This is a genomic window from Pantoea sp. Lu_F5_004 (genome assembly GCF_051136245.1).
Classification (GTDB): domain Bacteria; phylum Pseudomonadota; class Gammaproteobacteria; order Enterobacterales; family Enterobacteriaceae; genus Pantoea; species Pantoea agglomerans.
In genome coordinates, this window is the sequence record NZ_CP194946.1 from 2,202,181 (window position 1) to 2,222,829 (window position 20,649).

General features: G+C 56.5%; 15 protein-coding genes. 8 read left to right on the forward strand and 7 right to left on the reverse strand.

Features of this window, described 5'->3' with window-relative positions; genetic code table 11:
* Nucleotides 1–19 precede the first annotated feature (19 nt).
* Nucleotides 20–1,417: a class II fumarate hydratase gene (gene fumC / locus ACR8BN_RS10175; protein WP_010245332.1), complete on the reverse strand. Its 1,398-nt coding sequence runs from the start codon at nucleotides 1,415–1,417 to the stop codon at nucleotides 20–22.
* A 199-nt stretch (nucleotides 1,418–1,616) separates the two neighbouring features.
* On the opposite strand from fumC, the gene manA reads away from it, so the two are divergent.
* On the forward strand, nucleotides 1,617–2,792 hold the full coding sequence (gene manA / locus ACR8BN_RS10180) for a mannose-6-phosphate isomerase (protein ID WP_109650278.1): 1,176 nt from the start codon (nucleotides 1,617–1,619) through the stop codon (nucleotides 2,790–2,792).
* 132 nt (nucleotides 2,793–2,924) lie between these two features.
* A complete protein-coding gene (locus tag ACR8BN_RS10185; RefSeq protein WP_434746890.1) occupies nucleotides 2,925–4,424 on the forward strand; it encodes a YdgA family protein in 1,500 nt (499 codons plus the stop codon).
* A 42-nt stretch (nucleotides 4,425–4,466) separates the two neighbouring features.
* Here the strand turns inward: ACR8BN_RS10185 and malI are convergent, their stop codons facing one another.
* Nucleotides 4,467–5,492 (reverse strand): Mal regulon transcriptional regulator MalI, encoded by a 1,026-nt coding sequence (gene malI, locus ACR8BN_RS10190; protein WP_115758588.1) that lies wholly within the window; start codon nucleotides 5,490–5,492, stop codon nucleotides 4,467–4,469.
* Between the two features lie 174 nt (nucleotides 5,493–5,666).
* On the opposite strand from malI, the gene malX reads away from it, so the two are divergent.
* The 3 genes from malX (at nucleotide 5,667) to add (ending at nucleotide 9,584) form a co-directional block, all read left to right on the forward strand.
* On the forward strand, nucleotides 5,667–7,256 hold the full coding sequence (malX, locus tag ACR8BN_RS10195; RefSeq protein WP_434746891.1) for a maltose/glucose-specific PTS transporter subunit IIBC: 1,590 nt from the start codon (nucleotides 5,667–5,669) through the stop codon (nucleotides 7,254–7,256).
* A gap of 16 nt (nucleotides 7,257–7,272) precedes the next feature.
* Entirely contained in the window at nucleotides 7,273–8,445 is a 1,173-nt protein-coding gene (locus ACR8BN_RS10200) for a MalY/PatB family protein (protein ID WP_434746892.1), read from the forward strand.
* Nucleotides 8,446–8,588: 143 nt separating this feature from the next.
* Nucleotides 8,589–9,584, forward strand: coding sequence for an adenosine deaminase (add, locus tag ACR8BN_RS10205; protein ID WP_010245359.1), 996 nt, complete (start codon nucleotides 8,589–8,591; stop codon nucleotides 9,582–9,584).
* Nucleotides 9,585–9,666: 82 nt separating this feature from the next.
* On the opposite strand, the gene ACR8BN_RS10210 is transcribed toward add, so the two are convergent.
* The 5 genes from ACR8BN_RS10210 to ACR8BN_RS10230 form a co-directional block, all read right to left on the reverse strand.
* Entirely contained in the window at nucleotides 9,667–10,713 is a 1,047-nt protein-coding gene (locus ACR8BN_RS10210) for an oxidoreductase (RefSeq protein ID WP_434746893.1), read from the reverse strand.
* 102 nt (nucleotides 10,714–10,815) lie between these two features.
* Nucleotides 10,816–11,733 carry an arabinose operon transcriptional regulator AraC gene (gene araC, locus ACR8BN_RS10215; RefSeq protein ID WP_003853440.1) on the reverse strand — a complete coding sequence of 306 codons (918 nt, stop codon included), beginning with the start codon at nucleotides 11,731–11,733 and terminating at the stop codon, nucleotides 10,816–10,818.
* A gap of 76 nt (nucleotides 11,734–11,809) precedes the next feature.
* Nucleotides 11,810–12,793 (reverse strand): L-arabinose ABC transporter permease AraH, encoded by a 984-nt coding sequence (gene araH / locus ACR8BN_RS10220; RefSeq protein ID WP_010245363.1) that lies wholly within the window; start codon nucleotides 12,791–12,793, stop codon nucleotides 11,810–11,812.
* Between the two features lie 12 nt (nucleotides 12,794–12,805).
* A complete protein-coding gene (araG, locus tag ACR8BN_RS10225) occupies nucleotides 12,806–14,326 on the reverse strand; it encodes an L-arabinose ABC transporter ATP-binding protein AraG (RefSeq protein WP_010245364.1) in 1,521 nt (506 codons plus the stop codon).
* A gap of 99 nt (nucleotides 14,327–14,425) precedes the next feature.
* Entirely contained in the window at nucleotides 14,426–15,409 is a 984-nt protein-coding gene (locus ACR8BN_RS10230) for an arabinose ABC transporter substrate-binding protein (RefSeq protein ID WP_010245365.1), read from the reverse strand.
* A 365-nt stretch (nucleotides 15,410–15,774) separates the two neighbouring features.
* Here ACR8BN_RS10230 and ACR8BN_RS10235 point away from each other — a divergent pair, with 365 nt between their 5' ends.
* From ACR8BN_RS10235 to ACR8BN_RS10245, 3 genes are all read left to right on the forward strand, one after another.
* Nucleotides 15,775–17,478 (forward strand): ribulokinase, encoded by a 1,704-nt coding sequence (locus tag ACR8BN_RS10235; RefSeq protein WP_031591459.1) that lies wholly within the window; start codon nucleotides 15,775–15,777, stop codon nucleotides 17,476–17,478.
* Nucleotides 17,479–17,668: 190 nt separating this feature from the next.
* Nucleotides 17,669–19,168 (forward strand): L-arabinose isomerase, encoded by a 1,500-nt coding sequence (gene araA / locus ACR8BN_RS10240; RefSeq protein ID WP_010670082.1) that lies wholly within the window; start codon nucleotides 17,669–17,671, stop codon nucleotides 19,166–19,168.
* 985 nt (nucleotides 19,169–20,153) lie between these two features.
* Nucleotides 20,154–20,621, forward strand: coding sequence for a GNAT family N-acetyltransferase (locus ACR8BN_RS10245; RefSeq protein ID WP_434746894.1), 468 nt, complete (start codon nucleotides 20,154–20,156; stop codon nucleotides 20,619–20,621).
* Nucleotides 20,622–20,649 lie beyond the last annotated feature (28 nt).

Consider the following 20,649-nt stretch of genomic DNA (forward strand, 5'->3'; position numbering starts at 1 on the left):
CCTCTGACCCACTCAAACCCTACGACTTCATGCTGCCGACCATCTCTTCCGGACGAACCCAGGCATCAAACTCCTCTTCGGTAAGATAACCCAGCTTCAGCGCCGAGCCTTTCAGCGTCAGCCCCTCTTTGTGCGCCTTCTTGGCAATTTCTGCCGCTTTGTCATAGCCAATATGGGTATTCAGCGCCGTCACCAGCATCAGCGATTCGTTAAGCAGTTGATCGATGCGCTCACGCACCGGCTCAATACCGACCGCGCAGTGATGATTAAAGCTGTCCATGCCATCCGCCAGCAGGCGAATTGATTGCAGGAAGTTATGGATTACCATCGGACGGAACACGTTAAGCTCAAAGTTACCGGATGCGCCGCCCATGTTGATCGCCACATCGTTACCCATCACCTGACAGCAGAGCATGGTCATCGCTTCGCACTGGGTCGGGTTAACTTTACCCGGCATGATGGAGCTGCCTGGTTCATTTTCCGGAATGGCGATTTCGCCGATGCCGCAGCGCGGGCCGGAAGAGAGCCAGCGCACGTCGTTCGCGATTTTCATCAGCGAGGCGGCCAGCCCTTTCAGCGCGCCATGTGCATGCACCAGCGCATCACAGGTTGCCAGCGCCTCAAACTTGTTTGGCGCAGTGACAAACGGCTGCTGCGTGAGATCGGCCAGCGCCTTCGCCACGCGCACCGCATATTCCGGATGGGTGTTCAGGCCGGTGCCTACTGCCGTGCCGCCCAGCGCCAGTTCCGCCACGTGCGGAATACTCTGCTCAATATGCTTCAGGTTATGCTCCAGCATCGCCACCCAGCCGGAAATCTCCTGGCCCAGGGTCAGCGGCGTGGCATCCTGCAGGTGAGTACGGCCAATCTTGACGATATCTTTAAAGGCGTCGGACTTCTGGCTCAACGTCTTTTTCAGTACCTGAATCTGAGGGATCAGCTGTTCGCGCAGGGCGATAACGGCGGCAACGTGCATCGCCGTCGGGAAGACATCGTTGGAGCTCTGGCTCTTGTTCACATCGTCGTTGGGATGAACCAGCCTCGCCATACCACGCTCGCCGCCGAGGATTTCACTGGCGCGGTTCGCCAGCACTTCATTCATGTTCATATTGGTCTGGGTGCCGGAACCGGTCTGCCAGATCGCCAGCGGGAATTCATCCGCATGCTTGTCAGCCAGCACCTCATCGGCCGCGCTGACAATCGCCTCGGCGCGGTCAGCGGGCAGCAGTCCCAGATCGCGGTTAACGCTGGCCGCGGCGCGCTTGGTCAGTGCCAGTGCATGCACCAGCGCGGTCGGCATTTTTTCAGTTGAGATGCGGAAGTGTTCCAGTGAGCGCTGTGTCTGCGCGCCCCACAGTTTGTCTGCCGGTACGTCGATGGGGCCCATTGAATCTTTCTCAATGCGATTGGCTGCCATGAATACGTCTCCTTCATCTGGTTTTTAAAAGAATGACCGCCCGGTACGTCATTACGATCGACTGCCGGGCGGTCAGGATAGTAATACACAATAATTTAACATTATCAGAGCTTAGCGTCCTTTTGCGCTGGAGATGTATTTTTACCGGCAGTTTCTGCTTTAATACTGGCAATAATTTCCCGTGATAAAGGGTTATACAATGCAAAAAATGAACAATACGCTGCAAAACTACGCATGGGGCAGCAAAACTGCGTTGACTGAGCTTTACGGAATCGCCAATCCACAGGGGCTGCCGATGGCGGAACTCTGGATGGGTGCACATCCGAAAAGCCCCTCCACCGTGATTGACCAGGGCAGCGAGCGTTCGCTGCGTGACGTGATTGATGCCGCGCCTGCCGCCATGCTGGGCGAAGCGGTGGCACAGCGTTTTGGTGAACTGCCCTTCCTGTTCAAAGTGTTGTCTGCCGATCAGCCGCTGTCGATTCAGGTCCATCCCAGCAAACGCGCGGCCGAAGTGGGCTTTGCCCGTGAGAATGCGGCGGGTATTCCGCTGACGGCTGCTGAGCGTAATTATAAAGATGCCAACCACAAGCCGGAGCTGGTCTGCGCGCTGACGCCCTTCCAGGCGATGAATGGCTTTCGCACCCTGACGGAGATGGTTTCACTGCTGGAGCCGGTTGCGGGCGCACATCCACAGATTGCCCATTTTCTGCAGCATCCCGATCAGGATACGCTGGCCGCGCTCTTCTCTACCCTGCTGTCACTGGAGGGTGAGGCGAAATCGCTGGCGCTGGGCATCCTGAAATCCGCGGTTGATGCACAACAGGGTGAGCCGTGGCAGACCATTCGCATGATTGCGGCCGAGTATCCTGACGACAGCGGCCTGTTTTCGCCGCTGCTGCTGAACGTAATCACCCTGCAACCGGGCGAGGCGATGTTCCTCTACGCGGAAACCCCGCACGCTTATCTGAAAGGCGTGGCGCTGGAGGTGATGGCAAACTCCGATAACGTGTTGCGGGCCGGTTTAACCCCGAAATATATCGATATCGCCGAGCTGATGGCGAACCTGAAGTTTGAAGAGAAGCCAGCCAGCACCCTGCTGACCGAGCCGGAGCAACAGGGCAATGCGCTGCGCTTCCCGATTCCGGTGGAGGATTTTGCTTTTGCCATTCATACCCTGAACGCAGAGCCACAGCCGCTGGCGCAGCAGAGCGCCGCAGTGCTGTTCTGCATTGAAGGCCAGACGGTGATCGCCAAAGGCGAGCAGCAGGTGACGCTGAAACCAGGTGAATCCTGCTTCATTGCCGCCAGCGAATCCCCCGTAACGGTCGCAGGCACGGGCCGACTGGCGCGGGTATTTAACGACTTAGGGTGAAGCGGCTGACGGAGTGCCTGTTAACTGCTATTATTTCAACCTATTAGCTTTTAAACGCCTGCGGGCGTTTTTCTTCAGTCGCTGGGGTAAACCTGCGGCATAAGCGGACTCAAGGATAAGGACGAATCAGCAATGAAAAAGACCAATGTTGCCGTAGGTGTCATCATCGCACTGGGCGTAGTCTGGACTGGCGCGGCATGGTTCACCGGCAAGCAGATTGAAAGCCACAGGGATGAGCTGGTGCAGAACGCCAATGCCCAGCTGAATGCTTATGCCCCTAACAGCCGACTGAAGATCAGCTATCAGGACTATCAGCGCGGCGTGTTCAGCAGCAAAGTGAATCTGGTGATTCAGGCCAACTCGCAGACGGAAGATAATCCCCTGCTGAAACCAGGCCAGAGCATCATCCTGAACGAAACCATCGATCATGGCCCTTTCCCGTTTGCTCAGCTGAAGCATTTCAATCTGATCCCGAGCATGGCGTCGGTTCATACCGAACTGGCTAACACCGATGCAGTGAAAAAGCTGTTTGAGCTGACCGGCAACAAGTCGCTGATTAATGCCGATACCCGTATCGGCTACAGCGGTGCCACCGATACGGCGCTGCGCGTTCTGCCGGTTGATTATCAGAATGCACAAAGCGGCGAGCGTCTGGCCACCAATGGGGGCACCTTCAACGTCAGCGCGGATAACAAAGGCGACATAGTGTCGCTGGACAGTGACGTTGATAGCCTCGCGCTGACCAGTAAAAATGAGATGGGCCAGCCGGTGCTGTTCACCATCAATGGACTGAAGCTGAGCGGTAACACCCATCTCAGCCCGGAAGGCGTACGCATTGGCGACCAGTCAGTGGATATTGAGAAGGTCAATGCCAGCATCAATGGTCAGGACGCCCTGACGCTGCACAAAATGAAAGGCACCTCCTCTTTCGATAACAGCGCCGGTAAGATTGGCGGCAATATCGACTACAAGGTTGAAGGCATTCAGCTGCAGAAGCAGGATTTTGGTCAGGCAGCGCTAAAGATGAAACTGTCACAGTTTGATGCGCAGGCGGTAAAAGCCTTCTCCGATCGTTACAACGCCCAGATGCAGGAACTGCTGAGCCAGCCTGGCGTCGCGGAAGATCCTATCCGCTACCAGGCGGGTGTGCATCAGATCCTGATGAGCAACCTGCCGATGCTGCTGAAAGGCTCACCTGCTATCAGTATCGCCCCACTGAGCTGGAAAAATGATAAAGGTGAAAGCACCTTTAACCTGAACGCTAATTTCAACGATCCCTCTGCGGTGACCGGCGAAGCCCAGACACTCAGCGCCATGGTTGATCGGGTACTGAAGAGCCTGGACAGCAAGCTGGTCATCAATATGCCAATGGCGACCGAAACCATGCATAAAGTGGGACTGGCTGAAGGATATCAGGCCGATGACGCACAGAAGCTGGCAGATCAGCAGGTGAAAGGACTGGCGGCGATGGGTCAGATGTTCCGCCTGACTCAGCAGCAGGATAACAATATCGTCACAAGCCTGCAGTATACCAACGGTCAGGTGAACATGAACGGCGACAAAATGACGTTGGAGCAGTTCCTCTCCCGCTATATGCTGGGTATGCCGACCAGCGAAGGGATGCCGCAGTAATTTTTCTCTGTTCCTTTAAAGGCGACCTCCGGGTCGCCTTTTTTATGCCGAGCCGCGAATAACCAGCTGCGGCGGCATAATCACGTTCTGACGGGCGGCATCGGGTTGCGCTATCCGTTGCAGGATACGCTCAGCTGCCACACGGCCAATCTCCCGGGCTGAACTGGTGACAAACGTAAGCGGCGGATCGGTCAGTTCCGCCTGCGGTTCATCGCCAAAGCCCATCAGAGCCAACTGCTGATCGTAATAGCTGTCGACTGCACCCCGCGCGAATGTTCGCCCGGTGCGCAACAGCCCAAAATAGCATCCCAGCGCGGTAGTGGCGTTATAGGCCAGCACGGCAGTCAGCCGCGGATGGTGCTGAAACAGCTGTACCGCCGCGTCAGCCGCCTCTTTTTGCGTGTTACCGCATTCAATAATCCACTCAGGCCGGAACGGCAGCCCATATTGCAGCAGGGTGGCGCAGTAGCCGCCAAGACGTTCTGCCCGGGTCAGTGATGCGCTATGGCCGCCCAGCCAGGCAATGCGCTGATGCCCCTGACGAATCAGGTATTCTGTGGCCAGACGCGCAGCCTGAGCATTATCGGGGCGGATAGCATCCACCTCCTCCAGGCTACTGGCGCGCGCGGCACAGACTAAGGCCATATTCACCTCTCTGGCCCGCGTCACGATCTGGCTGGCCTTATCGGCACCGCCTCCCAGCACTACGCCATCCACTCCCTGAGCGACCAGTGACTCAAAGCAGCGATGCAGATGTTGTCCCTGGGCACCGCTCTGCGTCAGGAACAGCAATTTGCCCTGCTTCTCCAGCGCTTCACTCAGGCCTGCCGTCATTTCGGCATAAAATGGCTGGCTGAGATCGCGGACGATCAAGCCAATCACGCCACTCTCCCCCCCGCGCAGCATGGTTGCCGAACGGTTACGCACGAAACCGAGTTGCTCAATGGCCTCGTTCACGCGCGCCATGGTGGCCACAGAGATCCGTCCTTTGCCGGATAACACCAGCGATACCGTGGTCACCGACACGCCCGCCGCCGCCGCAACATCATTGATGGTGATTTTACTCATCAGATTACTCAACTGAACTACAGCATTAGAAAACAAGGTAAAACGTTACACCTTATGACGTCAGAATTATATCGTCCATGACCTGAAGAGTGTGATTCAGCGCGCATAAGATTCAGGTAAAACGTTTTATCATCCCGCCACTTCACTCAGTGGTCCGTTTATCCAGGAGCGTTCATGTCACCCTCTCACCAAAAAATGTCCGTCTGGGAATTTTTCCAGAGTCTGGGGAAAACCTTTATGCTGCCGGTTGCCCTGCTTTCCTTCTGCGGCATCATGCTCGGGATTGGCAGTTCGCTGAGCAGTCGTGATGTCCTGACCCTGTTACCCGTGCTGGATCACCCCTGGCTGCAATATCTGTTTCTCTGGATGGCCAAACTGGGATCGTTCGCCTTTAGCTATCTGCCGGTGATGTTCGCCATTGCGATTCCGCTAGGTATGGCGCGCGAGAACAAGGGCGTGGCAGCGTTTGCCGGCTTTGTGGGGTATGCTGTGCTAAACCTCAGCATCAACTTCTGGCTCAACATCCACGGCATTCTGCCAACCAACGATGCCGCCCTGCTGAAAGCTAACAACGTACAGCCGATCCTGGGGATCCCGTCGATCGATACCGGCATTCTGGGCGCGGTCATTGTAGGTATTGTGGTGTTCTGGCTGCATGAGCGCTTTCATAACATCCGACTGCCCGATGCGCTGGCCTTCTTTGGCGGCACCCGGTTTGTGCCGATTATCACCACGCTGGTGATTGGTTTACTGGGACTGGTCGTCCCGCTGATCTGGCCTTTTTTCGCGCGGGGTATCACCGGATTAGGCTGGATGATTAACAGCGCGGGTGATTTTGGCCCGATGATCTTTGGTACCGGCGAACGTCTGCTGCTGCCGTTTGGCCTGCAGCATATTCTGGTCGCCATCATGCGCTTTACCGATGCAGGCGGCACACTGGATGTGTGTGGCAAGAACGTGAGCGGTGCCTTAACCATTTTCCAGGCGCAGCTCGCCTGCCCGGAAACCCACGGTTTTGCTGAAAGCGCGACCCGCTTCCTGTCACAGGGTAAAATGCCTGCCTTCCTCGGTGGTCTGCCAGGTGCCGCCCTGGCCATCTATCACTGCGCGCGACCGGAGAATCGCCATAAGATCAAAGGTCTGTTGATCTCCGGCGTGGTGGCCTGCGTGGTTGGCGGCACCACCGAACCTATCGAATTCCTGTTTCTGTTTGTCGCCCCGTTCCTTTATCTGATCCACGCCCTGCTGACCGGCGTTGGCTTCAGCATCATGGCGATACTGGGCGTCACTATCGGCAATACAGACGGCAATATCATCGACTTTGTGGTGTTTGGTGTGCTGCACGGGCTGTCGACCAAATGGTACTGGGTACCCGTTGTCGCAGCGATATGGTTTGTTGGTTACTACCTGATTTTCCGATTCGCCATTCTGCACTTCAATATCAAAACACCGGGCCGCGAAGTGGAAAGTGCCAGTGCGGTTGCGCAGCAGGTCAGCAATGCCGGTAAAGGTAAATCTGGCTATAACTCACCTGCTATTCTGGCGGCACTTGGCGGCGTGGAGAATATTACCTCGCTGGATAATTGTCTGACGCGTCTGCGTCTGACCCTGGCGGATATGAGTAAAGTGGATGATGCGACGCTGAAAGCCAACGGCGCGATAGGAGTGGTCCATCTTAATCAGACCAGCCTGCAGGTAGTTATCGGTCCACAGGTGCAGTCGGTGAAAGATGAACTGTCACACCTGATGAATGTCACTGCCTGATGTGTCGGAGCCGATAATGTTTAACTTTGATGAAGTCATCGATCGCCGCGGCAGCTGGTCTACCCAGTGGGATTTCGTGGCTGACCGCTTTGGCGTCCCCGACCTGCTGCCGTTTACCATTTCGGATATGGACTTCAGAACTGCGCCAGCGGTTCAGCAGGCGCTGGCGCAGCGCGTAGCACATGGCGTGTTGGGTTACAGTCGCTGGCAGCATAACGATTTTCTTTCCGCCTGCTGCCACTGGATGTCCAGCCGTTTCGGCTACCAGCCCGATGCTGACACGCTGGTTTATGGCCCCTCGGTGATCTATATGGTGGCGCAGATGCTGCGCCGCTGGAGCAACCCGGATGATGAAGTGGTGCTCCACACCCCCGCCTACGATGCTTTTTATAAAACGGTACGCGGCAATCAGCGACAGGTGCTGGAGATGCCGCTGAAGCGGGATAACGGTAGCTGGCGATGTGATATGGCCGCGCTGGAGACGCGGCTGGCGCGACCGCGCTGCAAAACCCTGTTGCTCTGCAGCCCGCACAATCCCACCGGTAAAGTGTGGACAGCAGCTGAGCTGCAACAGATGGCGGCGCTCTGCGAGCGTCACGGCGTGCGGGTGATCAGCGATGAAATTCATATGGATATGATAGTGGGTCATCAGCCCCATACTCCGTGGGCCAGCGTGGCGCGCAGTGACTGGGCGCTGTTTACCTCGGCGTCGAAAAGCTTCAACGTGCCAGGACTGACCGGTGCGTGGGGAATCATCCCGGATGCGGCGGACAGAGCCGCCTGGTTTCAGGCGCTGAAAAATGCTGACGGCCTTTCGTCTCCGGCCGTGCTGGCCGTCACGGCACACGTTGCCGCCTACCGACAAGGCGCACCCTGGCTGGATGCATTACGCAGCTATCTTTATAATAATTTCACACTGGTTGCCAATCGCCTTAACGCTGAGTTTCCCGCACTGAACTGGCACATTCCCGAGGCGACCTATCTCGCCTGGCTCGATATCAATCCGCTGGGCATTCCTGAAGAAGCCCTGCAACAGGCGCTGATCCAGCAACGGGTCGCAATGATGCCCGGATCGACCTACGGTGATGCAGGCAAAGGGTTTTTGCGTCTTAACGTTGGCTGTCCGCGCAGCAAAGTTGATGAGGGCGTTTCACGCCTGATTGCAGCGATCCATCATTTACAGAAGTGACATTAACCGGCGAGGCAACCATTGCTCGCCGGTTATGCGTAATTAAGCAGCATCCGGCGCGGCTGTTGCGCAAATAGCTGGCGCTGTTGCGCAAGATATTTTTATAATGCTCTGCACTTCACCGACAACTGAGCGAGTGCGCCATGATCGATTCTAAAATTCCTCTGACTGATATTCACCGCCACCTTGATGGCAACATCCGTGCACAAACCATTCTCGATTTAGGTCGCCAGTTTAACCTCGCCCTGCCTGCTTCCACGCTGGAGACGCTGCGTCCACATGTACAGGTCGGCCAGAATGAGCCTGACCTGGTGAGCTTCCTGCAGAAGCTCGACTGGGGTGTGAAAGTGCTGGGTGATCTGGATGCCTGCCGCCGGATCGCGCAGGAGAATGTCGAAGATGCCGCCCGCGCGGGCATTCACTATGCTGAACTGCGTTTTTCCCCTGGTTATATGGCGATGACCCACAACCTGCCGATTGCCGGTGTGGTTGAAGCGGTAATCGAGGGCGTGCGCGCAGGCCGTCAGCAGCACGATATCGACGTGCGTCTGATCGGTATTATGAGCCGTACCTTTGGCGAAGATGCCTGCCTCAGCGAACTGGAAGGTTTGCTTGCCCATCGCGATCACATCACCGCGGTCGATCTGGCGGGTGATGAGCTGGGCTTCCCGGGCAGCGAGTTCCTGAGCCACTTTACCCAGGCGCGCGATGCCGGTTTCCGCGTTACCGTCCATGCGGGCGAGGCGGCCGGACCCGAGAGCATCTGGCAGGCGATTCGGGAGCTGGGTGCAGAACGTATCGGTCACGGCGTGAAGGCGATTGAAGATCGCGCGCTGATGGATTTCCTGGCGGAGCACCGTATTGGTATTGAATCCTGCCTGACCTCCAATATCCAGACCAGCACCGTGCCATCACTGGCGCAGCATCCGCTGAAGACCTTCCTTGAGCATGGCATTCTGGCGACGATTAACACGGATGATCCGGCGGTTCAGGGCATTGAACTGGCGCATGAGTATCATCACGCCGCACCGGCTGCCGGTCTGAGCGCGGCGCAGATTCGTCAGGCGCAGGAAAATGGTCTGACGATTGCGTTCCTTAGCGAAGCAGAGAAAGCGGCTCTTCGCGCACGGGTGCAGTGATCCTGAAGCGTAGCGACAAAAAACGGGCCGGATATCCGGCCCGTTTCGCTTTTTTACTTATTGCGTTTTAAGCACCGACCGATTAAACGCGCTTTAGCGACATCGTCTGGCGTTTCTCGGCGGATTGCAGCCCAAGCTCGATCAGCTCCATCACATGAATCGCCTCTTCCGCTGTCACCGGATTGTTACCACGTCCGGCAATCGCATCGCGGATGCCCGCATAGTAAGCGGGATAGTTGCCTGGCTGGGTCAGCTGGGTCGTTTCGGTCAGGGAATCTCCGTCAACCAGCGTCAGAGTGCCATCACGCATGTCATAGCCCCAGTCTTCCTGCGGCGGGAAGTCACCTGACTTCAGGCGATCTTCCTGCGGATCAAGACCATATTTGACGTAACTGCCGCGCGTGCCGTGGACGGTATAACGGGCAGATTCTGCCGCTACCAGCATGCTGGCGTGCAGCACGACACGGCGCTGCGGATAAGTCAGCGTCGCGTGGAAGTAGTCGGTAGTCTGCGCGCCCGGACGCATCTCGGCCAGATCAACCGTGATAGCGACCGGCGGGCCAAACAGCTGCATCGCCTGGTCCAGCAGATGCGGCCCCAGGTCATACCAGATTCCGCTGCCTGCGCCTTTCATTTCACGCCAGCGATTACGCACTTCCAGACGGAAGCGGTCAAAGTGCGATTCGAAGTAGCGCACTTCACCCAGCGTACCGGCCTCAATCAGCGATTTCAGCGTCAGGAAGTCACTGTCCCAGCGGCGGTTGTGGAACACCGACAGCAGCAGCCCTTTGGCTTTCGCCAGCGCATCCAGTTCGCGCGCCTGTGACAACGTCACGGTGAACGGCTTATCGACCACCACATGTTTACCGGCGTTAAGCGCCGCTTTTGCCAGCGGGAAGTGCGTGTCGTTGGGGGTAGGAATAACGATCAGTTGCAGAGTCGGGTCGTCCAGCAGCGCCTGAGGATCGGCCACTACCTTAACGGCGGGCCAGTCGGCGTGGACTTTGCTGGCGTCGCTACTGGAAATGGCTGCCAGCTCGACGTCCGGCGTCCCCGCAATCAGCGGGGCGTGAAACGTTTTACTGGCAAAACCGTAGCCGATCAGACCAACACGTAATTTATCGCTCATTTGGATTCCTCTCAGAGCCTGGTTGACCAGACTCTTAGTTGATAACCTGATTGATTTAAGACTATTAACCAAATGACGACAAGCCGGAATTCCCCGAAAAAACTAAGAGATAGCACTTCGCGCCAGCGGCCAGGCGGTCTGAGCGGCCAGGCTGTCGTGCGCATCCTGATTACGGCGGCGGAAGTCGCTGGGACTGACGCCGACCCGCTTGCGGAACACCCGTGAGAAGTAGAGCTGATCGTCATAGCCCACTTCACGTCCTACCGAGGCGATCGGCTCCTGGGTGGTCTGCAGCAGCAGTTTCGCGCGGATTACGCGCTGATCTTCACGCCAGCGCAGCAGGTTCACGCCCATCTGCTCGCGGAACAGATGCGCCAGCCGCGACGGCGACAGACAGACGTGGCGCGCCACCTCTTCAATCTTAACCTCGCTGGCGAGATGGTTGGTGACGTACTGGCAGGCTTCAATCACGCGCGGATCGCGAATTAACTGATGGCTGCGTGGATCTTCTTCAACGGCGCGCAGCAGCAGCCGTTCCAGCAGGTTCATCGCCAGCTCTTCCGCAAAGCGACGGCCCGAATTGTGGGTCTGTTCGATACTGGCAAACAGGCGGTCAAATTCGCCGCGCAGCGATTCAGGCAGCAGCAGACGTCCCACGCCCTCCTGCTCATCCTGCCAGCGCAGCCAGTCATGCCAGTAGGCGCGCGGGCGGAAATAGACCCAGCGGTGAAACCACTGTGGGCTGTCCGGCGCGCGACCATAATAGTGAGCCGTTTTCGGCTGAAACAGCAGCATTTCGCCAGGTTCGCAGTCAAATGCCCGCTCGCCGTCAAATACCCGCCCTTTACCTTTGATAGTGAGATTCAGAATGTAACCTTTCATGCCGTGCGGGCGATCGATAAAGAAATCGAGCGGGCCATCGGCGGTGATCGGCGTCAGCCCCGCCACCAGCCAGGCATTGAATGAATAGCCCGGCAACAAGGGGTTTTGCTGCTCGGCCGGTAATTCGCGGTGATACATAGCGTCCTCACTCAGTCTGTTATTGTTCGGATAGCCCGCAGAGGCTTCTGCCTCTGCGGGCCAACGGCTCGCTCAATCAGGCTTTTTTCTGTTTGTAACGGTCAAAAATCACCGCTGCTAACAGTATCAGACCGCGTACCACATACTGTGAGAATGGCGAGATATTCAATAAATTCATCGCATTCTCTACCGTGCCGAGGATCAGCACCCCTGCCACCACATAGGAGATTTTACCGATGCCGCCCTTCAGCGAAACGCCACCCAGCACGCAGGCAGAAATCACCACCAGCTCATAGCCGATGGAGGTCATTGGCTGGCCGCTGGTCATACGTGACGCCAGGATGATGCCCGCCGCCGCTGAAACCAGACCGGAGAGAATGAAAATGATAATGCGGGTACGCACTACTGGCACACCGGCCAGACGTGCTGCTTCTTCATTGCCGCCAATCGCCAGGGTGTTACGGCCAAAGGTGGTTTTGTTGAGCAGGAAACCGAAGATCAGCATGGTGGCCAGAGTCAGCCAGATGGGCGCAGGCACGCCAAGCCAGTTAGCAAAGCCCAGTTCAAAGAAGCGCTCATCTTCGATACCGACCGCTTTACCGTCAGAAAAGATATAGGCCAGGCCGCGGACAATCTGCATGGTCGCCAGCGTGGTGATCAGCGCATTGATCTTGAGTCGGGCAATCACGAAGCCGTTGATAAAACCGGTGATCATACCAAGTACCAGGCCGGCACCCACACCAATCCACAGGCTTTCGGTCATGTTAATCACCACGGCGGTAACCACACCCGCACAGGCGATGACGGAAGCGACAGACAGGTCAAAATCACCGGAGGCCAGACAGAACAGCATGCCGCAGGCGACCATGCCGGACATCGACATTGCCAGCCCTAAGCCTTTCATATTGATAAACGAGCCGAAGTTCGGCACAAAGATCGCACAGACAATAAACAGCAGTGCAAATACCACCAGCATGCCGAAGTTGTCCCAGATGCGACCTAACTGCAGGCCGCCGCGTGAAGCGGGCTGCGGCGTATTTGAGGTCGTGGATGAAGCCATGATGATCTCCTGTCAGGCCACGGCGGCCGCTTGAGTGGTTTTGGGCATCGCCAGGCTCAGCGTCTGCTGCTCCGTGGCGTCGTCGTGTAGCAGTTCACCGGCAATGGCACCTTCGCGCATCACCACGATGCGATCGGCCAGGCCCATCACTTCCGGTAAATCGCTGGAGGCGAACAGCACCGCAATGCCCCGGTTCGCCAGCTGATAAATCAGGTTATAGATTTCATGCTTGGCACCGACATCGATACCGCGCGTTGGCTCATCCAGCAGGATTACTTTCATATCCTCTGACAGCCAGCGTCCCAGAATCGCCTTCTGCTGGTTGCCGCCGGAAAGGTTCATGATCAGCTGATCGGCGCTGGGCGTTTTGATGTTCAGCGAGCGGATATGGCTGTCGGCATTTTTATTTTCCCAGCCGTTTTTAATCAGGCAGCCCGCAGTAAGGTTATGACGGCGGGCGCTGATGTTGATGTTGTCGCGCACCGAATGCACCGGAATAATGCCCTCGGCTTTGCGATCTTCCGGGCAGAGCATAATGCCCGCACGGATGGCATCGATCGGCTCCCGCAGCGGCAGCGGTTTGCCGTCCAGAATCACCTGACCACCGCGCAGACGCGTGCCGCCAAACAGCCCTTTCAGCAGTTCACTGCGACCGGCACCGACCAGGCCAAACAGGCCGACAATTTCACCGGCATGGACTTTCAGCGAAATCGGCGTCCGCACGCCCTTCGCTTCGACCTTATCCAGCTCCAGCCGCACCGCGCCTTTGGCACGCGGTGAATAGCCATAGATATCACCGAGGTTTCGTCCCACCATCGCCTGCACCAGATCGTCGTGATGGGTGTTAGCCATGTCAGTAAACGTCCGCACGTAGCGGCCATCTTTAAAGACGGTGATGGCATCGCTAAGGGCGAAAATCTCCTCCATGCGGTGCGAAACGTAGAGCACCACCCGGCCCTCCTCGCGGAGCTGACGGATGACGCGGAACAGGTTGTCGATTTCACGCGCCGACAGGGAGCTGGTTGGCTCATCAAAGGCGATAATGCGCGCGTTACGCGCCAGCGCTTTGGCAATCTCCACCATCTGCCACTGCCCCAGCGACAGGTATTTCAGCGGCATATCGGGATCGATATCCATGCCGAGATTTTTCAGTTGCAGGCCCGCCTCAAAACGCATCAGCTTACGGTTGACCAGCCCATGTTTGTGCGGGATCTGACCGAGATAGATGTTCTCTGCCACGCTCATTTCCGGCACCAGATGCAGTTCCTGGTAAATAATGGCGACGCCCGCGTCCAGCGCATCGGTGGTGCGCTGAAAGCTCATCGGCTGGCCTTTAATACGAATCTCACCGCCGCTCGGCTGATAACTGCCGCTGAGTATTTTTAACAGCGTCGATTTGCCTGCGCCGTTCTCGCCCATCAGAGCATGGACTTCACCGCCACGGCAGTCGAAGGAGATATCCTGCAACGCTTTGACGCCAGGGAAGGTTTTACTGATGCCATGAAACGACAGAAATGCTGAATCAGTGTTCATGTTTTTCCTCACTCTTTCGCGCCACCGGCCAGTTATGGCGGGCGGCGCGAAATTGGCTATTAAGGATGCCAGGCGACAAACTGCCTGGCAGGCTCAGGGTTACATCAGTCCTTTTTTCGCCAGTTCAGTTTTGAAGTTGTCACGGGTGATCAGCACCACATCGGTAACTTCGGTGAATTTCGGTGGCTCTTCACCTTTGCTGACCCAGTTGTAGAGCATCTGGCTGCTTTTGTAGCCGTGGATATCCGGGCTTGGCAGCAGCGATCCGTAGAAGCCGGTTGCCTTCTCTTTCGACAGTTCACTGATGGCATCGACGCCGTTGATGCCGATACCGATGACGTCAGCGGCTTTAAAGCCCTGACCTTCGGTCGCGCGCACGCCGCCCAGCACGGTGTTGTCGTTCATGCCGACAATCAGCCAGTGTTTGACTTCAGGATGCTGAACCAGCAGAGAGTTACCGGCGTCAAATGCGCCAGGGATGTCGTTAGATTTGGTCGGGACCTGGTAGATCTGCGCTGCCGGGAAGCCAGCGGCTTTGATGGCGTCCATAGAGCCGCCGGTACGACGACGAGCGGTGTCGAGTTCGTTAGCGGTAATCGCCATCACGCCGGTGGTTTTCACATCCCAGCCGCGTTTCTGCATCTCTTTATAGAGTTCCTGCCCCTGACGCTCACCAATTTTGGTCGCGGCCATCATCACCAGCGGTACGGTATCCATTGGTTTGCCTTTGGCGGTGACGAACTGGTCATCGACCGCGATAACTTTCAGACCGTAGCCACGCGCTTTTGCCATGATGGCAGAGCCGAGTTTCGGATCGGGCGTACAGATAACAAAACCTTTCGCGCCGTTAGCCGCCAGGCTGTCGATGGCATTCAGGGTTTTTTCACCATCCGGCACGGCAATTTTAATGACATCAAAGCCAAGATCTTTGCCCGCTTTGTCGGCGAATTTCCATTCAGTCTGGAACCAGGGTTCCTCTGGTTGCTTGACTAAGAATCCCAGCTTCATGGTCTCGGCGATAGCGGATTGTGACATAACCGCTGCCAGGCCGATGGCCGCGAACGCTTTAGTGAATTTATGCATGATGCTCTCCGGTACCAGGTTATTTTTCTCTGCTAATAACGAATCGGTGTAAACGCTACCAGTTTGTTTTGTTTTGTGGGTACAGCCATAAATCAGTGCGTTAGGCTGGCATGTGCTGACAGACTGTTCAGACGCTGGGCTAGTTTTAGCGGTATTAGCGAAGAAAAATGTAGAGCGGTATCACATCTTAAAATCACGACAAAATGATCCATATATTCAGCAAATTTAACCGGACCTTAACTTTTGCAATGGATCACAAAATCACTGCCGATGACAGAAAAGTGCATATTGTCAGCCAGCGATGACTAACTGATTTGGCGCGGCGAACCCAGGATACAGGAGTTAACTAACTACAGGAGATTCCGATGCGTGCTGGAGCCATCACCCTTGGGCTGGACTTTGGTAGTGATTCGGTGCGTGCGCTGGCCGTGGATTGTCATAGCGGCAAAGAGCTGCAGAGTGCGGTGTTCAGCTATCCGCGCTGGCAACAGGGCTTATACAGCGATCCGCACACTAACCGTTTTCGTCACCATCCACAGGATTACATCGACGCCATGGAGCAGGCACTGCTCGGCGTGCTGAATGCACTGAGTGAAGATCAGCGCAACGCCGTGGTCGGCATTGGTGTTGACAGCACCGGTTCGACCCCTGCCCCTATTGACCGCGACGGCAACGTGCTGGCGCTGCGTCCGGAGTTCGCCGACAACCCCAATGCGATGTTTGTGTTGTGGAAAGATCACACCGCTATAGAAGAAGCGGAAGAGATCAATCAGCTGTGCCACAGCGGCCGCTTCCAGGATTACAGCCGCTATATTGGCGGGATTTACTCCTCAGAGTGGTTCTGGGCGAAGATTCTGCACGTGTCGCGTGAAGATGCGGCCGTGCGTGACGCCGCTGTCTCCTGGGTCGAACTGTGCGACTGGGTGCCAGCCCTGTTAAGTGGCACCACCGCACCTGACAAATTGCGCCGCGGCCGCTGTGCGGCCGGGCACAAGGCGCTGTGGCACGGCGACTGGAATGGTTTGCCCGATGTCGATTTTCTCAATGCGCTGGACCCGCTGTTAACGCAGCAGCTCGACTCTCCCCTTTTTACCGATACCTGGACCGCTGATCTGCCTGTCGGCACGCTTAGCCCCGAATGGGCGCAGCGTCTTGGCCTGACGCAAACCGTGACGCTTTCGGGTGGCGCATTTGACTGCCATATGGGCGCGGTCGGTGGCGGTGCCAAACCCTATACCCTGGTGAAAGTGATCGGCACCTCAACCTGCGACATCCTGATTGCGGATACTGAAAAGGTCGGCGATCGCGACATCAAAGGCATCTGTGGTCAGGTCGATGGCAGCGTAATGCCAGGCGCTATCGGGCTGGAGGCGGGTCAGTCTGCCTTTGGTGATATCTACGCCTGGTTCAGCCGTTTACTGGGCTGGCCATTGCAGCTGGCGGCGCAGCAGCATCCGGAGCTGAAGCCTCAGCTGGCTGAGATGCAAAAGAGTCTGATTAAGGATCTGACCGAGGCCTGGGCCGCGAACCCGCAGCTCGACCATCTGCCGGTGGTACTGGACTGGTTTAACGGTCGCCGCACGCCAAATGCCAATCAGCGACTGAAAGGGGTGATTACCGACCTGAATCTGGGCACCGATGCCCCCGCGCTGTTTGGTGGTCTGGTCGCCGCCACCGCATTTGGCGCACGCGCGATTATGGAGTGCTTCGAACAGCAGCAGATCCCGGTCGAGAGCATTCTGACCCTGGGCGGCATCGCGCGGAAATCCCCGGCGATTATGCAGGCCTGCTGCGATGTGATGAATCGCCCACTGGATATCGTCGCCTCTGACGAGTGCTGTGCGCTGGGTGCGGCCATTTTCGCCGCCGTCGCCGCCGGTGTGCACGCCAGCGTTCCCGACGCCCAGCAGGTGATGGCCAGTCCGATTGCCGTGACGCTGCAGCCCGATCCGGCGCGCGTCGCCCGCTATCAACAACTTTATCAACGCTATCAACAATGGTGCGTGGCGGCTGAACCGCAATATGCCGCCCGCCCCGCTTCCGCTAAGAGCCTATCCCACCAGGCGTAATTGTTGCAGGCAGTCTGGACACGGACAGCGCGGAACAACCGGAGCGTACAGGATTACTCGCTACGCTCGCCCTTTCAGGGCCGCCCTGACGGGCGTTCAGGTTGCTAAAGCAGCCTGTGTGAGCACTGTCCAGGTTCAGACTGACAAATAAAATAGCCTATTGGGTAGGCTCAAAGTAAAGGAGTGGTTTATGGAACAGTCAAACAGCTACAGCGTGTGGTTTGTCATCGGCACGCAGCACCTCTACGGGGCGGAGACGTTACGCCAGGTTGAACAGAATGCACGTCAGGTGGTCGAGGGTTTAAATCAGGCCGGTTTACCGCTGCGTCTGGAGCTGAAACCGCTGGTTAAGTCACCGGATGAAGCGCTGGCCCTGTGTCGCGACGCCAATTATGACAAGGAGTGCGTCGGTATCATTACCTGGCTGCACACCTTCTCCCCGGCCAAAATGTGGATCGGTGGCCTGAGCGTGCTGAATAAGCCGCTGCTGCAATTCCATACCCAGTTCAATGCGGAGATTCCGTGGGACAGCATGGACATGGACTTTATGAACCTGAACCAGACCGCACACGGCGGCCGCGAGTTCGGTTTCATCGGCGCACGTATGGGCCTGCAGCACAGCGTGGTGACCGGTCACTGGCAGGATAGCGCCAGCCAGCAGCGCCTCGGCAACTGGATGCGTGCAGCACTGACAAAACAGGCCAGTCAGCAGCTGAAAGTCGCGCGTTTTGGAGACAACATGCGTGAAGTGGCCGTGACCGAAGGCGATAAAGTCGCCGCGCAGATTCAGTTTGGTTATTCGGTGAATGGCTGGGGTGTCGGCGATCTGGTTGAGGTGATCAATGGCGTCAGCGATGGCGACGTGAATGCGTTGGTCGACGAATATGAAAGCCTTTATCGCTTTACCGATGTCGCCGCTTCAGGCGGCGAAAAGCGTCAGAACGTGCTGGATGCCGCACGCATTGAGCTGGGTCTGAAGCGTTTCCTGGAAGCGGAAGGCTGTCACGCTTTCACCACCAACTTCCAGACGCTGCACGGCATGACGCAGTTGCCAGGTCTGGCGGTTCAGCGTCTGATGGGTCAGGGTTATGGCTTCGCAGGTGAAGGTGACTGGAAGACCGCTGCGCTGCTGCGTATTTTCAAAGTGCTGGCTGGCGATCGCAAAGGTGGCACCTCTTTTATGGAGGATTACACCTATCACTTCTCACCCGGTAACGATCTGGTTCTCGGCTCGCATATGCTGGAGGTCTGCCCGTCGATTGCCATTGAAGAGAAGCCATTGATCGATGTGCAGTTCCTGGGCATTGGTGATAAAGCCGATCCGGCGCGCATGATTTTCTCCACGCCAGCGGGTCGCGCGATTAACGCCAGCGTAATTGATATGGGTGATCGTTTCCGTCTGCTGGTTAACGTGGTGGATGCTATCGAACAGCCGAAACCGCTGCCGAAGTTGCCGGTTGCGCGCGCACTGTGGAAAGCCCAGCCGTCACTGGCGACTGCATCCGAAGCGTGGATTCTGGGCGGCGGCGCGCACCATACGGTGTTCAGCCAGGCGCTGACGCTGGATGATATGTATCTGTACGGTGAGATGAACGATATCGAAGTGCTGGTGATTGATGAGCACACGCGTTTACCTGCGTTTAAAGACGCGCTGCGCTGGAACGAGGCGTATTACCGTTTGAAACGTTAAAAACTGTTTTTTGGCGCTTTAATTGTCTATGAAAAAGATTGATTCATAGACGGTAAAGCGCCGTTTGTTTGAAAATCAGTGCTATTCAGTCGGGAATGGCGGGCGTTCCGTAAAGTCGCCGTAAATACATCCCTGTAGGCTCGGCCGCCGGTCTACTCGCCTTATCCATGAGGCTCGCCCGCGAGCGGGCCAACGCTTCGCGCTGTTCAAAAACGCTCCCGGTGTTTTTGTCCATGCGGCGACGCTTTACTCCACTGCCCGTCATCCCCTCCTTTTGATAGTTCAGCGCATGTTTTTAAAGCCATGATCAAGCCCAATCGGGAAGGAAAGGTATGCCTGAAAAGCAAAGCGTCCACGCCAGGGATGGCGTGGCCGATCCGCATGGATGCAGGAATCCTTTGCGATCAGGCATACCTTTCCTGACCTTTTTCATCAGCCAACAGCAATTTGTATTAATCCACCATCAATAGAAATATCCACTGTCCTGCTTCCTAAAGCGATGCATCGGCCCAACCGGGAAGGAAAGGTATGCCTGAAGAGCAAAGCGTCCGCGCCAGGGAAGGCGCGGCCGATCCGCATGGATGCGGGAATCCTTTGCGATCAGGCATACCTTTCCTGACCTTTTTCATCAGCCAACAGCAATTTGTATTAATCCACCATCAATAGAAATATCCACTGTCCTGCTTCTTAAAGCGATGCATCAGCCCAACCGGGAAGAAATTGTATGCCTGAAGAGCAAAGCGTCCGCGCCAGGGATGGCGTGGCCGATCCGCATGGATGCGGGAATCCTTTGCGATCAGGCATACCTTTCCTGACCCTGCACCTCCATCTAAAAGCGATTGTTTTATCCAGCCATACAAAAGAAGGCCCTAATCGCCTGTGGTGCTAACATCCTTTACTGAAATGTAACTCTTTCATGAACTTGCACTTTCCCCCACCAGCCTGTATTGCTTGTAGCCTGACAAAAACAAAGGTCGCCAGCGCCATGCAAATTGCCGAGCTAAACCAACATCCCGGCTTCGCCGGACAAACCGCACAACTGTTGCACACTGAATGGTCACACCTTCCTGCATGGTCTCACTCGCATGCCATCCTTGAGCGTTTAAAACAGCGCAATCAGAAGCCTTCGGCAGAATTTACTCTTATTGCCACACCGGATGGCGAAACGGTGGTCGCGACCTGTAGCGTCATTCGCTATGAACTGGATGACATTCCGGCACGAGAATTCTGGATTGGTGAGGTGGTGACGGACAAGGCATTCCGGGGTCAGGGCGTGGCAAAAGCGTTGATACAGCAGGCGATTGCGCGAGCCAGACAACAGCAGATTGGTGAATTGTGGCTCTATACACCCGATCAACAGGCGTACTATCAGCGTTCAGGGTGGCAGGCGGTGGAACAGCGGCAAATCGCGGGTGAAGAGGTCACGGTAATGGTGCTGCATCTTGCGCAGTAAAAGGCGGCTCCTGCGAGCCGCCATTGAC